This window comes from Bifidobacterium aquikefiri, from assembly GCF_002259795.1.
In the GTDB taxonomy this organism is placed as follows: Bacteria; Actinomycetota; Actinomycetes; order Actinomycetales; family Bifidobacteriaceae; genus Bombiscardovia; species Bombiscardovia aquikefiri.
The window spans coordinates 285,683-301,616 of record NZ_MWXA01000005.1 but is presented as its reverse complement, the minus strand read 5'-3'; the positions used below and the strand labels follow the sequence as shown (position 1 = coordinate 301,616).

The 15,934-nt window shown below is 52.6% G+C and carries 13 protein-coding genes; 11 read left to right on the top strand and 2 right to left on the bottom strand.

What is annotated here, in order from left to right; genetic code table 11:
* Window positions 1-324 precede the first annotated feature (324 nt).
* The 3 genes from guaA (at window position 325) to rpsD (ending at window position 5,653) form a co-directional block, all read left to right on the top strand.
* Window positions 325-1,887 carry a glutamine-hydrolyzing GMP synthase gene (gene guaA / locus BAQU_RS05190; RefSeq protein WP_094693348.1) on the top strand — a complete coding sequence of 521 codons (1,563 nt, stop codon included), beginning with the start codon at window positions 325-327 and terminating at the stop codon, window positions 1,885-1,887.
* A gap of 241 nt (window positions 1,888-2,128) precedes the next feature.
* Window positions 2,129-4,762 carry an ATP-dependent helicase gene (locus tag BAQU_RS05185; protein WP_094693346.1) on the top strand — a complete coding sequence of 878 codons (2,634 nt, stop codon included), beginning with the start codon at window positions 2,129-2,131 and terminating at the stop codon, window positions 4,760-4,762.
* 264 nt (window positions 4,763-5,026) lie between these two features.
* On the top strand, window positions 5,027-5,653 hold the full coding sequence (gene rpsD / locus BAQU_RS05180) for a 30S ribosomal protein S4 (protein WP_094693344.1): 627 nt from the start codon (window positions 5,027-5,029) through the stop codon (window positions 5,651-5,653).
* Window positions 5,654-5,880: 227 nt separating this feature from the next.
* Here rpsD and BAQU_RS05175 read toward each other — a convergent pair whose 3' ends face one another.
* On the bottom strand, window positions 5,881-6,246 hold the full coding sequence (locus tag BAQU_RS05175; protein ID WP_094693342.1) for a phage holin family protein: 366 nt from the start codon (window positions 6,244-6,246) through the stop codon (window positions 5,881-5,883).
* A 92-nt stretch (window positions 6,247-6,338) separates the two neighbouring features.
* Here BAQU_RS05175 and BAQU_RS05170 point away from each other — a divergent pair, with 92 nt between their 5' ends.
* From BAQU_RS05170 to mltG, 6 genes are all read left to right on the top strand, one after another.
* The gene (locus BAQU_RS05170) at window positions 6,339-7,010 is read left to right on the top strand and encodes a histidine phosphatase family protein (protein ID WP_094693340.1); all 672 of its coding nucleotides are present in this window, start codon (window positions 6,339-6,341) and stop codon (window positions 7,008-7,010) included.
* A gap of 185 nt (window positions 7,011-7,195) precedes the next feature.
* Window positions 7,196-7,645 (top strand): DUF948 domain-containing protein, encoded by a 450-nt coding sequence (locus tag BAQU_RS05165; RefSeq protein ID WP_094693338.1) that lies wholly within the window; start codon window positions 7,196-7,198, stop codon window positions 7,643-7,645.
* Window positions 7,646-7,648: 3 nt separating this feature from the next.
* A complete protein-coding gene (locus tag BAQU_RS05160; protein WP_094693336.1) occupies window positions 7,649-7,888 on the top strand; it encodes a hypothetical protein in 240 nt (79 codons plus the stop codon).
* 90 nt (window positions 7,889-7,978) lie between these two features.
* Window positions 7,979-10,669, top strand: a complete 2,691-nt coding sequence (alaS, locus tag BAQU_RS05155) for an alanine--tRNA ligase (protein WP_094693334.1) — start codon at window positions 7,979-7,981, stop codon at window positions 10,667-10,669.
* Window positions 10,670-10,672: 3 nt separating this feature from the next.
* The gene (gene ruvX, locus BAQU_RS05150) at window positions 10,673-11,173 is read left to right on the top strand and encodes a Holliday junction resolvase RuvX (RefSeq protein ID WP_094693332.1); all 501 of its coding nucleotides are present in this window, start codon (window positions 10,673-10,675) and stop codon (window positions 11,171-11,173) included.
* A gap of 163 nt (window positions 11,174-11,336) precedes the next feature.
* Window positions 11,337-12,509 carry an endolytic transglycosylase MltG gene (gene mltG, locus BAQU_RS05145; RefSeq protein ID WP_415447746.1) on the top strand — a complete coding sequence of 391 codons (1,173 nt, stop codon included), beginning with the start codon at window positions 11,337-11,339 and terminating at the stop codon, window positions 12,507-12,509.
* Between the two features lie 16 nt (window positions 12,510-12,525).
* On the opposite strand, the gene BAQU_RS05140 is transcribed toward mltG, so the two are convergent.
* A complete protein-coding gene (locus tag BAQU_RS05140; protein ID WP_244568435.1) occupies window positions 12,526-12,816 on the bottom strand; it encodes a peptidase A24 in 291 nt (96 codons plus the stop codon).
* Window positions 12,817-13,015: 199 nt separating this feature from the next.
* On the opposite strand from BAQU_RS05140, the gene aroC reads away from it, so the two are divergent.
* A complete protein-coding gene (gene aroC, locus BAQU_RS05135; protein ID WP_094693328.1) occupies window positions 13,016-14,206 on the top strand; it encodes a chorismate synthase in 1,191 nt (396 codons plus the stop codon).
* 52 nt (window positions 14,207-14,258) lie between these two features.
* Entirely contained in the window at window positions 14,259-15,917 is a 1,659-nt protein-coding gene (locus BAQU_RS05130; protein ID WP_094693982.1) for a bifunctional shikimate kinase/3-dehydroquinate synthase, read from the top strand.
* Window positions 15,918-15,934: the final 17 nt, after the last annotated feature.

Here is a 15,934-nt window from a genome sequence, read left to right as displayed (position 1 = left end):
CGATCGTCTGTGCAGTCCCTTTTTTAACGGCGTGTTGACTTCATGTTCCGACGGAATGAACAGTTTCGAACAAAAATGTTGCGACTAATGAACATGGAACTGTATGTCGCAAACGGACCACATAATACATAGGTGTGTGCGAGTGGATTGCGAGCCATGCCACGCATTGCTCGACTTCGCCCGTTTGCTTGGTATCGTGCACACGGTTACGATCGTTTCGCCACGTTCATCAAGTATGGTTGCTCAACTATGGTTATGGTTAGCTGCCTCGGGCATCTGTGTGCAGCATACCTATATATATACGGTTAACGGTTTGGAGTGTTTATGGCTAAGGGCCCAGTTCTGGTTGTGGATTTCGGTGCACAATACGCTCAACTCATCGCGCGCAGGGTGCGTGAGGCGCACGTGTATTCCGAGTTGGTGCCTCATTCGATGCCAGTGAACGAGATGCTGGCCAAGGATCCTCGTGCAATCATTCTTTCTGGCGGTCCTGCATCGGTATACGAACCCGGAGCTCCAGACATAGATCCTTCCATATTCAACGCGGGGGTGCCCGTGCTTGGCATCTGTTATGGATTCCAAGTCATGGCACATGAGCTTGGCGGCAATGTTGATCGAGCGGCAACCGGAGAATATGGCAAGACGGAAGTTACGGTGAGTGCCCCGGAAGGTTTGCTGCACGATTCTCCACGCACCCAGACCACTTGGATGAGCCACGGTGTTGCAGTCGAAACGGCTCCTCAGGGCTTCAAGGTGCTTGCACAGACGGCATCCGCTCCCGTTGCAGCCATGGAAGACACCTCCCGACAACTTTACGGTGTGCAATGGCATCCAGAGGTGAAGCACACGGTTCACGGTCAGGAACTCATCAATTCCTTCCTCCATGAATGCGCCGGACTTCCATCGGATTGGAATGCATCCAACATCATTGACGAACAGATCGAAAAGATCAAGGCACAGGTGGGTAGGCACCAGGTCATCTGCGGACTCTCAGGCGGAGTCGATTCTGCGGTTGCTGCCGCTTTGGTGCATCGTGCCATCGGCGACCAGCTGACTTGCGTCTTCGTGGATCATGGTCTGCTGCGCAAGGGCGAGGTAGAACAGGTCAAGCACGATTTCGTCAAGGCAACGGGAATCAAGCTCATTGCCGTTGACGCATCGGAAGATTTTCTTTCCGCGTTGAAGGGTGTGAGTGAGCCTGAGCGCAAGCGCAAAATCATAGGTGAACGTTTCATTCGTACCTTTGAGAAAGCCGCTCGGGACATCGTTGCCAAGGCCGGTGAGAAGGGCGAGAAGGTCAAGTTCCTGGTTCAGGGGACGCTGTATCCCGATGTCGTGGAATCGGGTGGCGGCGATGGCGCGGCGAACATCAAGTCGCATCACAATGTTGGTGGGCTGCCCAAGGATCTCGATTTCAAGCTGATAGAACCTCTTCGCACCCTGTTCAAGGATGAGGTTCGTGCAATCGGCACTGAGCTGGGATTGCCGGATGAGATTGTCTGGCGTCAGCCTTTCCCTGGTCCTGGTCTGGGTATCCGCATCATAGGAGACATCACGCGGGAGAGACTTGAAACCTTGCGCGAGGCCGATGCCATTGCTCGTGAGGAACTTACCAAGGCTGGATTGGACAGAACCATCTGGCAGTGTCCGGTCGTGCTGCTTGCACATGTGCATTCGGTGGGAGTGCAGGGGGATGAGCGCACCTATGGTTCGCCTATCATCCTGCGTCCAGTGAGTTCGGAGGATGCCATGACCGCAGATTGGTCGCATGTTCCCTATGATGTTCTCGGAGAAATATCCAATCGCATCACCAATGAATGCAAGGGCATCAACCGAGTTGCGCTCGATATCACGTCAAAGCCGCCAGCAACGATCGAGTGGGAATAATCGTCATTTTCGACGTTTTATAAAGACTTCATGTGGCTGTAATCTCGATCGATACTGTTCATTGTGAACTCGCTGAAGTATAGACTGACAGAATTATGTGTTTTGAGCCCGATACGGCTCAAAAAATGTCGGTTGTACTTTAGCGAGTTCACAATGAACGGCTTAGATTGGTTGAGCGAGCATTTCATGAGTCCAGATGCATCATAATTCATGCTGAAATCAACGCAGGAAGGGATATGTTGTGATTTCTGACCCCGATGTCATTCAACGGCGAGCTGAGGAACTCATTGGAGACCTCAATCCTCAACAAGCACAGGCAGTGCAATACAATGGTGGCGCATTGCTGATAGGAGCGGGTGCCGGATCCGGCAAGACACGCGTACTTACTCGCAGAATCGCTTGGATTCTGAGCCAGATAGGAGCTTGGCCGAGTCAGATTCTTGCAATTACATTCACCAACAAGGCTGCGGCGGAAATGCGCGAGCGTCTTCAGCATCTGATTGGACCGGTCGCCCAGCGCATGTGGGTATCAACGTTCCATTCGGCATGCGTCCGCATCTTGCGGCGTGATGGAAAGTCTATCGGTTTGAAGTCAGGCTTCTCAATCTATGATTCCGCGGATTCGGAGCGCCTGGTGAAAATGATCGAAACGGAATTCAACGTTGATGTCAAACGCTACACTCCACGGGCCGTGTTGAGCAGAATCTCGGATTATAAGAACAATCTGCAGGACTGGAAGTCTCAACTCCGCGAATATGCGCCGGACTTTCATCCCGGGGATCGCGCTCATTCGATAGGACGTTTCGGCAATGTCGAGGAACTCTATTCAGTGCTCTATGCGGAATATGAGCATCGTCTTGCCATGGCCAATGCCGTCGACTTTGACGATCTGATTGTCCGAACCGTTGAATTGCTGCGCAGCGATTCGATGGTTGCGGATTATTATCGGCATAAGTTCCGCTACGTTCTGGTCGATGAATATCAGGACACCAATCATGCCCAATATGTCTTGATACGTGAGCTCGCTGGAATCGACGGCGATGAACGAGTTTCACCCACGGCCATAGGCGCCGGGAAAACCGGACCTGCATGGGTTACGGTCGTTGGCGATTCCGATCAATCCATCTATGCCTTCCGTGGTGCGGACATCAGCAACATCCGTGATTTCGAAAAGGATTTTCCACAGGCGAAGACCATCATGCTCGAGCAGAACTATCGCTCGACGCAGACAATTCTCGATGCGGCGAATGCCGTCATCAGCAAGAACGAGGATCGCAAGCCTAAGAAACTCTGGACCGCGCTTGGCAAGGGCAGCCAGATCGTCGGCTACGCTGCCGACAATGCGCAGCAGGAGGCTGCCTGGATTTCCACAGAGATTGCGAGACTTGCAGGAGAGCAGGGCATCTCGTATTCGGATGTTGCCATCATGTACCGTGCGAACGCCCAGTCGCGTTCACTGGAGGAAGCGCTGATCAACGCAGGCATTCCATACCAATTGGTTGGTGGCACCAGATTCTATGAACGGCGCGAGATCAAGGACGCACTTGCCTACCTTCAGGCCATAGAGAATCCTGATGATGATGTGAATATGAGGCGCATTCTGAATGTCCCGAAACGAGGACTCGGCCCAAGGGCTGAGGGTATTGTCACAGAATACGCTGCATCGCATGGGGCAAGCTTCTGGTCGGGAGTATCTCATGTTGGGGAGATTTCCGATGTTCCCAAACGCACGGCGACGAAGCTGGCTGAATTCAGAGATCTGATGAATGATTTGCGTGGAATATCACAGTCATCTAGGAAACCATCGGAAATCGTTGGTGAAATGCTTGATAAGTCGGGGCTTTTGAGCTCTCTGAAGCAGTCCGAGGATCCTCAGGATGCATCACGGGTCGAGAATCTTTCGCAGCTCCAGTCAGTCGCTGCGGAATTCGAGCAGAATACACCAGATGCGACCTTGCAGTCCTTCCTGGAGACCACTGCGCTCGTCGCAGACTCCGACCAGCTTCCCTCCGAATCCGAGGATTCTGGCAAGGTGACCTTGATGACCTTGCACACTGCCAAGGGCTTGGAATACCCAGTCGTGTTCCTGACCGGAATGGAACAGGGCACCTTCCCACATTCGAGGAGCCTGGAGGATTCATCTGAGCTTGCGGAAGAGCGCCGTCTCGCGTATGTTGGCATAACCCGCGCCAGGAGAATGTTGTATCTGACACGCGCCTCGGTGCGATCGCAGTGGGGACAGTCGAATGACATGCTTCCCAGCCAATTCCTGGATGACATTCCAGAGCAGCTGATTGACTGGAAGCGTCGGGAATCGAACATGGAGAGAATGCAGAATTCTTGGGGTCATGGCGATGACGATGAATTTGGCGGCTTTGAAGACGATGATTTCTCCCCGGCATTTGGAGCTGCAGATGGATCCGCACATTTCCATGAATCTCGTCGTGGCTCGTCACGCAATGGCGGTTCGGCATTTGGGTCTTCGACAGCATCGTATGGTTCAAGATATGGTTCATCGTATGGCTCAGGCCGTCGTTCCGGTGGTTCCTCATATGGTTCGTACGGCAATGCCTCTTCGAGACAGGCTGGCAGTCATTCATCAGGCGTGACGACAAGGCGACGTTCCACGGCTGCAGCGGCGGGTTCGAAGCCTTTGGGATTGCACTCGACCACATCCAGTCCGTCGGTGACAAACAAGTCTGGATTGAGGGTCGAGGACTTCGCCGTAGGAGATAAAATAGCGCACGATAAATATGGTCTTGGAACGGTGACTGAACTCCATGACAAAGGTCCAAACTCAATAATCACCGTTGACTTCGGTAGCGATGGTGTCAAGCGTCTGCTGCTGCGCATGGCACCGATCGAAAAGCTCTGAGTGTATGGGAATGCCGATGCATCAATGCTGAGCAATAGACGAGGCAAAGAGACGCTCGGCGGTGAAGAGAGAGTTATACATGCTTTCGTGTATGCTGTTCTCTCGGTGTCCGCATCAGCGGAAACTTATCTGGAGTCATAGCCCATCAATGGGTCGGCGGCGTTTCGCGCCGTTCGTGCTTGTCACGGTGAAGCATTGGAGAGGCCGACTCGGGGGAGTGATCCTCCTTTCGTTCAGATAACGACAGAAGTTATAAGGAATAACATGACAAAAGTACAGCGTTCACGCCGTCAGGTTCGCCTGTCGCGCGCACTGGGCATTGCACTGACGCCTAAGGCTCAGCGCATTTTTGAAAAGCGTCCATATGCTCCAGGCGAGCATGGCCGCACACGTCGTCGCACCGAATCGGATTATGCCGTTCGTCTGCGTGAGAAGCAGCGTCTGCGCGCTCAGTATGGCGTTTCGGAGAAGCAGCTTCGTGCAGTATACGAGAAGGGTACCCATGAGGCAGGCCAGACTGGTAACGCCATGATGCGTGACCTTGAGTGCCGTCTCGATGCTTTGGTTCTTCGTGCAGGTATTGCCCGCACCACAGCTCAGGCTCGTCAGTACGTCGTTCACCGTCACATTCTTGTTGATGGCAACATCGTTGATCGTCCTAGCTACCACGTTCGTCCTGGCCAGACCATTCAGGTCAAGCCAAAGAGCCAGACCACCGTTCCATTCCAGATCGCAGCCGAAGGCGTCCACCGCGATGTTCTTCCTGCAGTCCCAGGATACCTTGATGTTGAGCTCGCTTCATTGAAGGCAACATTGACTCGTCAGCCAGAACCGGAAGAGATTCCAGTTCAGGTCAATATCCAGTACGTTGTCGAGTACTACGCTCGCTGATTACTGGTTTTCGTCAACAGTGGCGTTGGTATGGAGGAATTCCCCCATGCCAACGCCACTGTGTATTCGAGATTGTGTATTCGAGATTGCGAGTTTTGTGGCAATTCGAAAGTATCAATGCCACTTTTTGGCTTCATCTGTTCGCCATATCAGCGTTTTTGAGCTTTGACCCCAAAGAAAGGCAACAAAACTCAAAATCGTGTCTGAACAATGCTTCCTATGAATGGTTAATCACCGATGATTGCGCTGACGATGCCGTTGACGACCATCATGATGAAGCCTCCGATGACGGCCCACCAGAAACCCGCGATATAAACGCCAGTATGGAAGATTGCCAGAGAAAGCCAAGAGGCAAGCTCCATGAAGATGACGTTTATCACCAGTGCAGCAAGGCCTAGAGTCAGAATCGTTATCGGAAGTGCAAGCACATGCACAATGGGCTTGATTGAGGCGTTAATCAGCGCCATGAACAAGGCAAAGCTGAGCAATGCCAGCACATTGCTCGACCCGATGATAACGGTTCCGGGCAAAAGCCATACCATAACTCCAGCAGCAACGGTAAGAGTGAACCAACGTCCTATGAAATGTCCCATATCTATTATTGTGCACGACGAAGCCGAGTGATAACAGCCAGTCCGCCATCACTTCACCAAACAAACAGTTCGTGCGGTGCAATAATGGAGGTATGATTCTTCATTTGCATCTGGTTCGACACGGTCAAACATATTTCAATAGATATAACCGTCTTCAGGGTTGGTCCAATTCTCCGCTGACTGAAAGTGGTTATCAGGACGCCGAAAATGCTGCAGAAAAACTGAAACACGTTGCTTTCGCGGCTGCATTCTGTTCAGATACCACACGGGCTGCAACAACGGCCTTTACAATTCTCAAGAAGAATACGGCTCAGGTCAATCAACCCAACGTGATTCAGGACATGCACTTCCGTGAGCAGTTCTATGGGTATTTTGAAGGCCAGGACATGGCAACGGCATGGTGGGCTGCAGGTGCACCCCATGGAGCTGGTTCCTACAACGCGATTGTTGAGCATTTCGGGCTTTCGGCAACGAAGGACTTTCTCAAGCAGGCAGATCCATTTCATGATGCAGAATCCGATGCCGAATATTGGAAGCGCATTGAAGGCGGTTTCTCTGTTATTGCAAGCTATCCCAAGCTGCAGGACGGCGATCACGTGCTGTTGATTTCGCATGGCAATACCTTGCTCAGCATCATGCATCGCTTTGCCCCTCAAGGCTACGACCTCAGTGAAAGACCACACAATGGTAGCGTTACTCGATTGGATTTCGATACCAGCAAGGATATTGAGCACGCTCTTTCCATCATTTCATACAATCAATGAAACACTTGAGATATTGATGTGGTGTGCACCATGGCAAACCAAGGGAGACAACAGATCACTATTCACTCATATGCATCATGAACAATCATGCTGAGACATGAAATTGACGGGTCAAAGCAGGCTACTTCGATTCGTGGTGGTAGCCTTGAGCGAGTACGAGATTTAACTGAGAAAGAGGTAGGGGTATGGGTGTTGGTGAAATCGCCGGTCTTATTGCTGCCATCGCTTTTGCGGTCCTGGCAGGTTTTTTGATTTATCCACTCATCCGACTGGGCAGACTGCTTGATCAGATATCCGACACTGTGAAACAGGCGGGTGATCATGTCATGCCGACCATCGATGAGACTACAACGACCGTGAAACAGGTGAATGATACGCTCGCAGACGTGAACAAGATTTCATCGGCGGCATCAACGACGGTGAACAATGTTGGCGCTTTGACCGATCTGTATACGTCCATGCTTGGAAAGCCGATCATCAAGGTTGCAGCAGCTTTCTACGCTGCCAAAACAACGGCAACGTCGTTTATGTCGCGTAAGAAGCACAGTAAGTCTTCAGCAACGCAGCCGACATTTGCCACATCGGATCTAGCAGCCGATACACCTGCAGCAGCAACACACGTTACCGAGGAGTAAGACATGGTCAAACGATTATTCTGGATCGGCCTAGGCGTCGCAATAGGGGTCGTGGCCGTGAGCAAGGCGCAGTCCTATGTGAAGGCGAATACTCCCAAGGCTGCCCGAGAATTCATTCTTGGCCCTGATCAGAACAATGTGACGGCTCGAACGCTCAATGGTTTGTTCCATGAATTTCAGCAGACTCGCATTCAGCGGGAGAATCAGTTGAATGCTCAGTATGCAGAGCGTTTCCGCGCATAGCAAGGAGTACAACAGCGGACACGCGTGAGTGCAAAGCCGCCTTGTAACAGGCGGCTTTAACCATGTATTTATAAGGAGTCAACAGTTAGTATGCGCACTTCAGTCATAGCGAAGCGCTATTTGGATTATTTCGCCAATCATGGTCATATGGTGGTGCCATCGGCATCATTGATATCGCCAAACCCAACAACACTTTTCACGATAGCTGGAATGGTTCCCTTCATTCCCTATCTTCTTGGTGAACAGACTCCTCCGAGCCACAGAATGGCCAGCAACCAGAAGTGTGTACGAACTCTCGACATTGACGAGGTAGGTAAGACCACTCGTCACGGGACTTTCTTCCAGATGTTGGGAAACTTCTCCTTCGGTGATTATTTCAAGGCAGAAGCCATTCATTACGCGTGGGAACTCCTGACAACACCGCAGAACAAGGGCGGGTATGGATTCGACCCTGAAACGCTTTGGGTGACCACCTATACCGATGATGAGGAAGCTCGATCTTTGTGGCGTAATGAGGGCATGGATCCTGCCCACATGCAGATCATGGGCATGGAAGACAACTTCTGGACTACCGGTGGTCCTGGTCCTGGTGGACCGTGCTCGGAGATCTATGTGGATCGTGGACCGCAGTATGGCATCGAGGGTGGCCCCGCTGCTGACGAAAGTCGCTATATCGAAATTTGGGACCTCGTGTTCGAAAATTACGAGGTTGACAATGTAAAGTCCAAGACCGATCTTCACATTGTCGGCGAACTGCAGCATAAGAACATTGATACCGGTGCCGGCCTTGAGCGTCTGGCGTATCTGATGCAGGGCAAGAACAACATCTACGAAACCGACGAGGTCTATCCGGTCATTGAGGCTGCCGAGCGTGTCTCCGGACGCAGCTATGGCGACAATGAAGAGGATGACGTGCGTTTCCGAGTGGTAGCCGACCATGTTCGCAGCGCTTTGATGATCATGAGTGATGGTGTGCGTCCCAGCAACGAAGGCCGTGGCTATGTACTTCGCCGCCTGCTTCGCCGTTCGGTTCGCTCCATGCGTACGCTCGGTGTGCAGGATGAGGTTCTGCCTGATCTGCTGCCAGTTTCCAAGGCGGCGATGGCTCCGAGCTATCCAGAGCTCAACGACCGCTTCAAAGAAATATCTGAAGTGGCCTATGGCGAGGAAGATGCGTTCCGTCGCACCTTGGATAATGGAACGTCCATTCTTGATGTCGCGGTTAAGAAGGCCAAGCGGGTCGAGGACTCCACCGACGGTGGCGTGGTAAGCGGACAGGACGCATTCACTCTGCATGATACCTATGGATTCCCTATCGAGCTGACTTTGGAAATGGCTGCCGAGCAGGGTGTCAAGGTTGACGAGCCCAAGTTCCGCGAACTCATGGCCGAGCAGAAGTCACGTGCACGCGCCGATGCGTTGAAGAAGCGCCACAACGTTGACTTGAGTGTATATGACGACTTCAAGAAGACCTTGACTCAGCCAATTTCGTTCCTTGGGTATACCGATTTCTCAAGCCGTTCGCGTGTCATTGGTCTTATTGAAGAGGGCAAGGGCGGTGTCCCTGTTGTCAAGGCACCTGCAACCGTTGAAGTAATTCTGGATCGCACTCCATTCTACGCAGAGGCAGGCGGACAGCTGGCTGATCAGGGTGAGATTCTTGCCGATGATGGTGCGGTGCTCGAAGTTGATGACGTCCAGCATCCCGTCAAGGGTCTGACCGTGCATCAGTGCCGTCTGACAGAGGGAACGCTGAGTATTGGAGCCGAGGTCACTGCCACAATCGATATCGAACGCCGTGGCGCGATCGCTCGCTCCCATACCGCTACGCATATGGTTCACAAGGCTCTGAGAGAAGAGCTGGGACCACGCGCAACGCAGCGCGGTTCCGAGGATGCTCCGAATAGGCTTCGCTTCGATTTCCAGTGGTCTGCCGCTCCGAGCAGAAACGCCATGGAAGAGGTCGAGGCTCGTGTGAACGAACGCATGCGTGAGAATCTTGCCGTGACAACAACAGAGATGAAGTTTGACGATGCCATTGCTCTGGGAGCAATGCATCTGTTCGGGGAGAAGTATGGCGATGTGGTCAGGGTCGTGTCCATCGGGCAGGATGGTTGGAGCCGTGAGCTTTGCGGCGGCACACACGTCGATCATGTTGGCAAGATTGGCTCGCTTTCAATCATTTCCGAAGCTTCTGTCGGTACGGGAGTTCGCCGTGTCGATGCTTTGGTTGCGCAGGGTGCATACCAGTACAATGCACGCGAGCATGCCCTTGTTTCGCAGCTCTCGGATAGGTTGAATGCGCGTCCGGACGAACTTCAGGATCGTATCAGTACCCTGCTTGCCAAGCTGAAGGAATCCGATCGTAGACTTTCAGCGATGTATGAGGCGCAGCTGGCGCAAGCGGTTCCTGAACTTGTTTCATCTGCAAGGCAATCGCCCGCATCTGTACAATTGGCGGTGAAGAACGTCGGTCACTTCGGCACTGTGGAAACTTTGCGCAAGACTGCAACGGACATTCGCGCGAGACTTGGTGAAGACAAGGCTTCGGTTGTGGCACTTGCAGGTGTGAATGATGCAGGTCGACCGATTATCGTGGTTGCCACCAATCAGGCTGCCCGAGATTTGGGAATCAAGGCGGGTGATCTTGTGCGCGGCGCTTCGAAGGTTCTTGGTGGCGGTGGCGGTGGCAAGCCCGACTTTGCTCAGGGCGGTGGTCAGGATGCCACTGCGATCGACAACGCTCTTGAGCAGTTGCAAAACGAGGCAATGAGAGCCTGATCCATGACGAATACCGTATGGTTAGGCGTCGATTTGGGCAATGCTCGCGTTGGACTCGCGTTATCAGATCTAGAGGTGAGCTTTGCTCACCCGGCAGGTAACGTTGAAGTCCAGCGTGACAGTTTTGAAGCCATTGAGCGGGTTATCCAGATCATCGAAGACAATCACGTTGCACGTGTAATCGTCGGATATCCGCTGCTGCTCGATGGCAAGCCTGGAAAAAGTGCAAAGAAGGCCATGCGCTGGGTCAAGTCAATCCGTGCGAGAATAGAATCATTGAGGCATGATGACGATTTTGCCTTGGATGAGGTGCCGGTGATCACACTTTCTGATGAACGGTTAACTACTGTAACCGCGCATGCAATGCTTTTGGATGCACATGTGAGTAGCCGCGCCCACCGTCCGAAAGTAGACCAGCAGTCAGCAGTGGTGATCTTGCAATCAGCGATCGATGCCAAATCTGCCCTCCGCCAACAAGGAGTAACGCGTGAATCAGAAATTTGAGGATTTTTTCTCTGATGACACAGACAAACGAATAACGCAGACCGGCGGCGCTGACCTTTCTCATGATGACGAGAATTCAGGGGGTAGCGATGATTCAGGGAACAATGACGTTTCAGGTGATGCTCAGGTTTCCAGCAGTGGTCAATCGTCTCTGAATAATGACATCGCCGAAGAGCGTGATGATTTCGACGAGGATGATGCCTTTGAGAATTCGCTGTTCGTCGCTCAACCGCCAAAGCCGCCGAAATCGCGTAAGGACATGCGCCGCAAACGCAGTCGTGTCAAACAGCGCAGGCTTATTTCAATCATTCTCGCGATTTCAATAGTAATTGTGATAGCTGTAGCCGCAATCTTTGTGACGTTGAAAGTCAGGAATTTGGCTCCACAGATCGAGAATTCGCGTGAGTACGCTGCAGACTATCCGGGGCCTGGTAGGGTTGTCGTCGATTTCACCGTAAATGACGGCGATAGTGCCGATACCGTTGCAGCGGGACTTGTCAAGGCAGGCATCATCAAATCAAAGGCGGCGTTCACTCAGGCAGTGGCAGCAACTGGTGCACAGAGTACAATTTATCCCGGTACCTTCACGTTGAAGCTTCGCATGAAGGCGGCTGATGTTCTGACCATTCTTACCGACCAGTCGAAGGCAGGCGGATTCTTGGAAGTCAAGGCTGGAGACAAGGCATCCGATACCTTCAAAAAGGCTTCGAATATGTCCGGTCTGCCATTGAAGGACTTTACTGCGCTGATCAATGACAAGGGAGCGGGAATCCTCCCTGCCGAGGCGAACGGGAGCTTTGAGGGCTGGCTTGAACCGGGGAGCTACAACGTCAAGGATGCAGGCTCAGCCAAGACCATTGTCTCCGATCTTGTCAACAGACGCATCAGCCATCTCGATGAACTCGGGGTTCCCACTGGCAGCAAGCGCGAGGATGTATTGAAAATCGCGTCCATAGCCGAGGCTGAGGTCAATCAGGAACAATATTACGGCAAGGTCTCACGAGTGATTGACAATCGATTGGCCCAGGACATGCCTCTTGGCATGGACTCGACGATTGCATACGGTGAGGGAGTCTCTGCTTCGGAGCTGACCACCAAGATGCTCGAGGACGCTTCGAACCTATACAATTCGCGAATTCATAAGGGACTTCCTCCAACGCCGATATCAATTCCTGGCGATAATGCAATCAAGGCGGCGCTCAACCCAGAATCAGGGAATTGGATCTACTTCGTGACGGTAAACCTTGATACCGGTGAAACGAAATTCACCAACGATGCCGCACAATTCCAGCAATATGTCAACGAATACAAGGACTGGGAAGAGAAAAACGGCTGAGTAAAGCAGCTCTTGGTCAGAAATTCAGCACCGTGGCAATCAATCCTGATGACACGATGACCGGTGCATAGGCAATGGAATCCAAACCGCGCATATGCGCCCAGACAAGACAGCAGCAGCCAAGCAATCCCATGATCAGCCACCAGAGCGCAGACCGGAAGATTCCCTGCGAACCAACTGCCAGCCCAATCAGCAGTGTGCACGTGACATCGCCGAATCCAAGAGCGCCAGGGCGAAGCAATGCAAGCAGCAACTGAACCAGCGCACTCAGCAGGGAAATCAGAAGTGCCTCTACGATTACAGCCATGCTGCCGCCCTGAATCATCCAAATCGCATAGGCTAGCAATTGCGCAAGAAAACCGCACAGGATCCACAGTCGTGGTATTCGTCGGCATTGAACATCGTGCACGCTCACAGCAAGGCCTACTATAAGACTGGGAAGCAACACAAGGTAGGGCATTCCGTAAGATATACCGGAGTACCTCAAGAACATCAAAGGAGCAAGCATGTTGCGTTGGCAAACGGCAGGGGAGTCGCACGGAGAAGCCTTGGTTGCGATGATCGAAGGTCTTCCGGCCGGAATACGGATCACGTCGGACGAGATATCTGACGCATTGGCTCGGCGACGCCTTGGCTACGGACGTGGCGCTCGCATGAAGTTCGAACGTGACCGCGTTCGCATGCTGACCGGTGTTCGGCACGGAAGTACACTGGGCTCACCGATTTCCATAGAAATTGCCAACACTGAATGGCCAAAATGGGTTGAAGTCATGAGTGCGGACCCGCTTCCAGAAGGTACACAGATTCGCAACTCCAGCCGGAATGCTCCGCTGAGCAGACCCCGTCCCGGTCATGCGGACCTTACCGGTATGCGCAAGTATGGCTTTACCGATGCGCGCCAGGTTCTCGAGCGTTCCAGTGCTCGGGAGACGGCCTCGCGTGTAGCTTTGGGTGCGGTTGCCGGGAACTTCCTGAAGCAGGTGCTTGGCATCGAAGTGGTTTCTCAGGTTGTGTTGATGGGCGGTGTCGGTGTCGACGAACATGCCCCATTGCCAAGACCGGAAGACAGGGATGCCATCGACGAGTCTCCTGTTCGTACACTTGACAAGCAGGCAGAGGAGCGCATGGTTGCACGCATTGATGAGGCGCACAGGCAAGGAGACACCCTTGGCGGCGTCATAGAAGTTGTCGCATATAACGTTCCTGCAGGACTCGGCACCTACGTTGAATCCGATAGAAGACTCGATGCTGCGCTCGCATCTGCGTTCATGAGCATTCAGGCGATCAAGGGAATCGAAATTGGCGATGGTTTCCAAGAGGCGATGCGTTTTGGCTCTGAAGCACATGATGAAATCGTTGAGAGCGATGGCCATATTTCCAGACTTTCCAATCGCGCTGGAGGACTTGAAGGCAGCATGTCGAATGGTGAACCCATTCGGGTTCGTGCCGCCATGAAACCGATTTCATCGCTGCCACGTGCGCTGCGTACCGTCGACGTCTCAACTGGTGAAGAGGCGACCGCCATACATCAGCGATCTGATACGACAGCGGTTCCCGCTGCTGCGGTTGTCGGGGAAGCCATGATGAAGCTTACACTGGCCCGTTTCGTGATTGAGAAATTCGGCGGTGATTCACTTGAGGAAACGAAGCGCAATGCGCAGAATTATCTCAAGTCCTGGCCGGAACACTTGCAGTGATCGATAACACATTACTTGAATTTGCTGGGCAGTGGGGAAGAGAATGCATCAAATGAACGAAAGCAATGTGGACGATAGTTTCAAGTCGAAGAGGAAACACAGAGGGCCTCGCGTCGTAATCATCGGTATGCCTGGGGCTGGAAAAACCCGTATAGGCAAGGAGGTATCCCATCTTCTGAAACTACCCTTCATGGACTCTGATGTTGCAATCGAGCGGCAGGAGGGTACGAGTATCCCCGCCATCTTTGAGGATCTTGGTGAGGATGAATTCAGAGGCATAGAGTGCGATCTGATAGTCAACGCCCTACTTGATCACGAAGGTATACTTTCGCTCGGAGGGGGAGCGCCGATGCAGAGGCGTACCCGTCAAGCGTTGGAGCGATATCGTGACAATGGTGGCCTGATCGCCTATCTGGATGCAGATCCCGAAGAGATGATGGAGCGCGCCTTACGCTCGCAGAATAGACCATTATTGTCGGGCGATGCGCGTGGAACATGGCTCAGGCTCTATGATGAGCGTAGACCTGTTTTTGAACAGTTGGCAAACATTGTGATTAGCACTCACAGAGCGGCGCCTTCAGTGGGAGCACATAAATTGATCAATGCCATGCAAGAGCGGATTGTGCACGTTTCCGGAACCGATCCATATGACGTTCTCATTGGTGATGGTGTGCTGGAACACGTACACGCCTTGTTGGGTAGCACACCCGTGCGGGTTGCGCTGATTCACACTGCTCCTGTGCAGCGTCACAGTGATGCAGCGAGGGCACAGTTGCGAACCTGGGGTTACCAGGTGTTGGATATCAGCATTCCCGATGCGGAGGCAGGCAAGACAGTACAGGTCGCCAACGGTATATGGAAGCGGCTGGCCGATGAGGGATTTACCCGTTCGGATGCGGTAGTTGGTCTTGGAGGCGGTGCCGCGACTGATGTCGCTGGCTTTGTTGCAGCAACTTGGATGCGGGGCATTGCCTATGTGAATTGCCCGACCTCGCTTCTTGCCATGGTTGATGCCTCTACCGGAGGCAAGACCGGAGTCAATATTCCTGAGGGCAAGAATCTGGTTGGCAGCTTCTATACGCCGTTGGGCGTTGTGGCGGACACGCGATTCCTTTCCACACTTCCCAACGATATTTTTATCGAAGGATTGGGAGAGGTCGTCAAGTCAGGTTTTATCATGGACACGCACATTCTTGACATTGTGGAAGACCATGCGGATGAACTGCGAACCATTGACTGTGCAAACATTACCCCTCAGATGCATGATGTCATTGCTGAGCTTATAGAACGCACCGTCAGCGTCAAATCCAAGCATGTTTCAACCGATTTGAAGGAATCTGGCATGCGCGAGTTTCTCAATTATGGTCACACTCTCGCTCATGCAATCGAGCAGATCGAGCACTTCCGCTGGCGCCATGGTCAGGCCGTCGCCGTCGGCATGGTGTACGCGGCTGAGCTTGCGAACATTCTTGGATACATAGACGACCGGACTGTCGAATTGCATCGTTCAATTCTTTCTTCGGTCGGTCTCAAAACACATTGGGACGGTGGAGACTTCACTTCGGTGCTCGCGTTAATGCATCGCGATAAGAAAGCTCGTGGCAATACCTTGCGCTTCGTGATCCTGGATCGTATTGGCCACCCGATTCATCTTGACAATCCACCGGAATCGGCAGTGCGCGAAGCCTTCGAAAGAATTCGTAGCAATTGACGCTAATCTACCTGATG

Bases quoted from the DNA above. Each gene is read 5' to 3' on its own strand.
- BAQU_RS05140 (WP_244568435.1), bottom strand. From the start codon at position 12,816: ATGGCTGTAATCGTAGAGGCACTTCTGATTTCCCTGCTGAGTGCGCTG.
- BAQU_RS05130 (WP_094693982.1), top strand. From the start codon at position 14,259: ATGAACGAAAGCAATGTGGACGATAGTTTCAAGTCGAAGAGGAAACAC.
- rpsD (WP_094693344.1), top strand. From the start codon at position 5,027: ATGACAAAAGTACAGCGTTCACGCCGTCAGGTTCGCCTGTCGCGCGCA.
- ruvX (WP_094693332.1), top strand. From the start codon at position 10,673: ATGACGAATACCGTATGGTTAGGCGTCGATTTGGGCAATGCTCGCGTT.
- BAQU_RS05165 (WP_094693338.1), top strand. From the start codon at position 7,196: ATGGGTGTTGGTGAAATCGCCGGTCTTATTGCTGCCATCGCTTTTGCG.
- BAQU_RS05175 (WP_094693342.1), bottom strand. From the start codon at position 6,246: ATGGGACATTTCATAGGACGTTGGTTCACTCTTACCGTTGCTGCTGGA.
- BAQU_RS05160 (WP_094693336.1), top strand. From the start codon at position 7,649: ATGGTCAAACGATTATTCTGGATCGGCCTAGGCGTCGCAATAGGGGTC.
- BAQU_RS05170 (WP_094693340.1), top strand. From the start codon at position 6,339: ATGATTCTTCATTTGCATCTGGTTCGACACGGTCAAACATATTTCAAT.
- alaS (WP_094693334.1), top strand. From the start codon at position 7,979: ATGCGCACTTCAGTCATAGCGAAGCGCTATTTGGATTATTTCGCCAAT.
- guaA (WP_094693348.1), top strand. From the start codon at position 325: ATGGCTAAGGGCCCAGTTCTGGTTGTGGATTTCGGTGCACAATACGCT.
- aroC (WP_094693328.1), top strand. From the start codon at position 13,016: ATGTTGCGTTGGCAAACGGCAGGGGAGTCGCACGGAGAAGCCTTGGTT.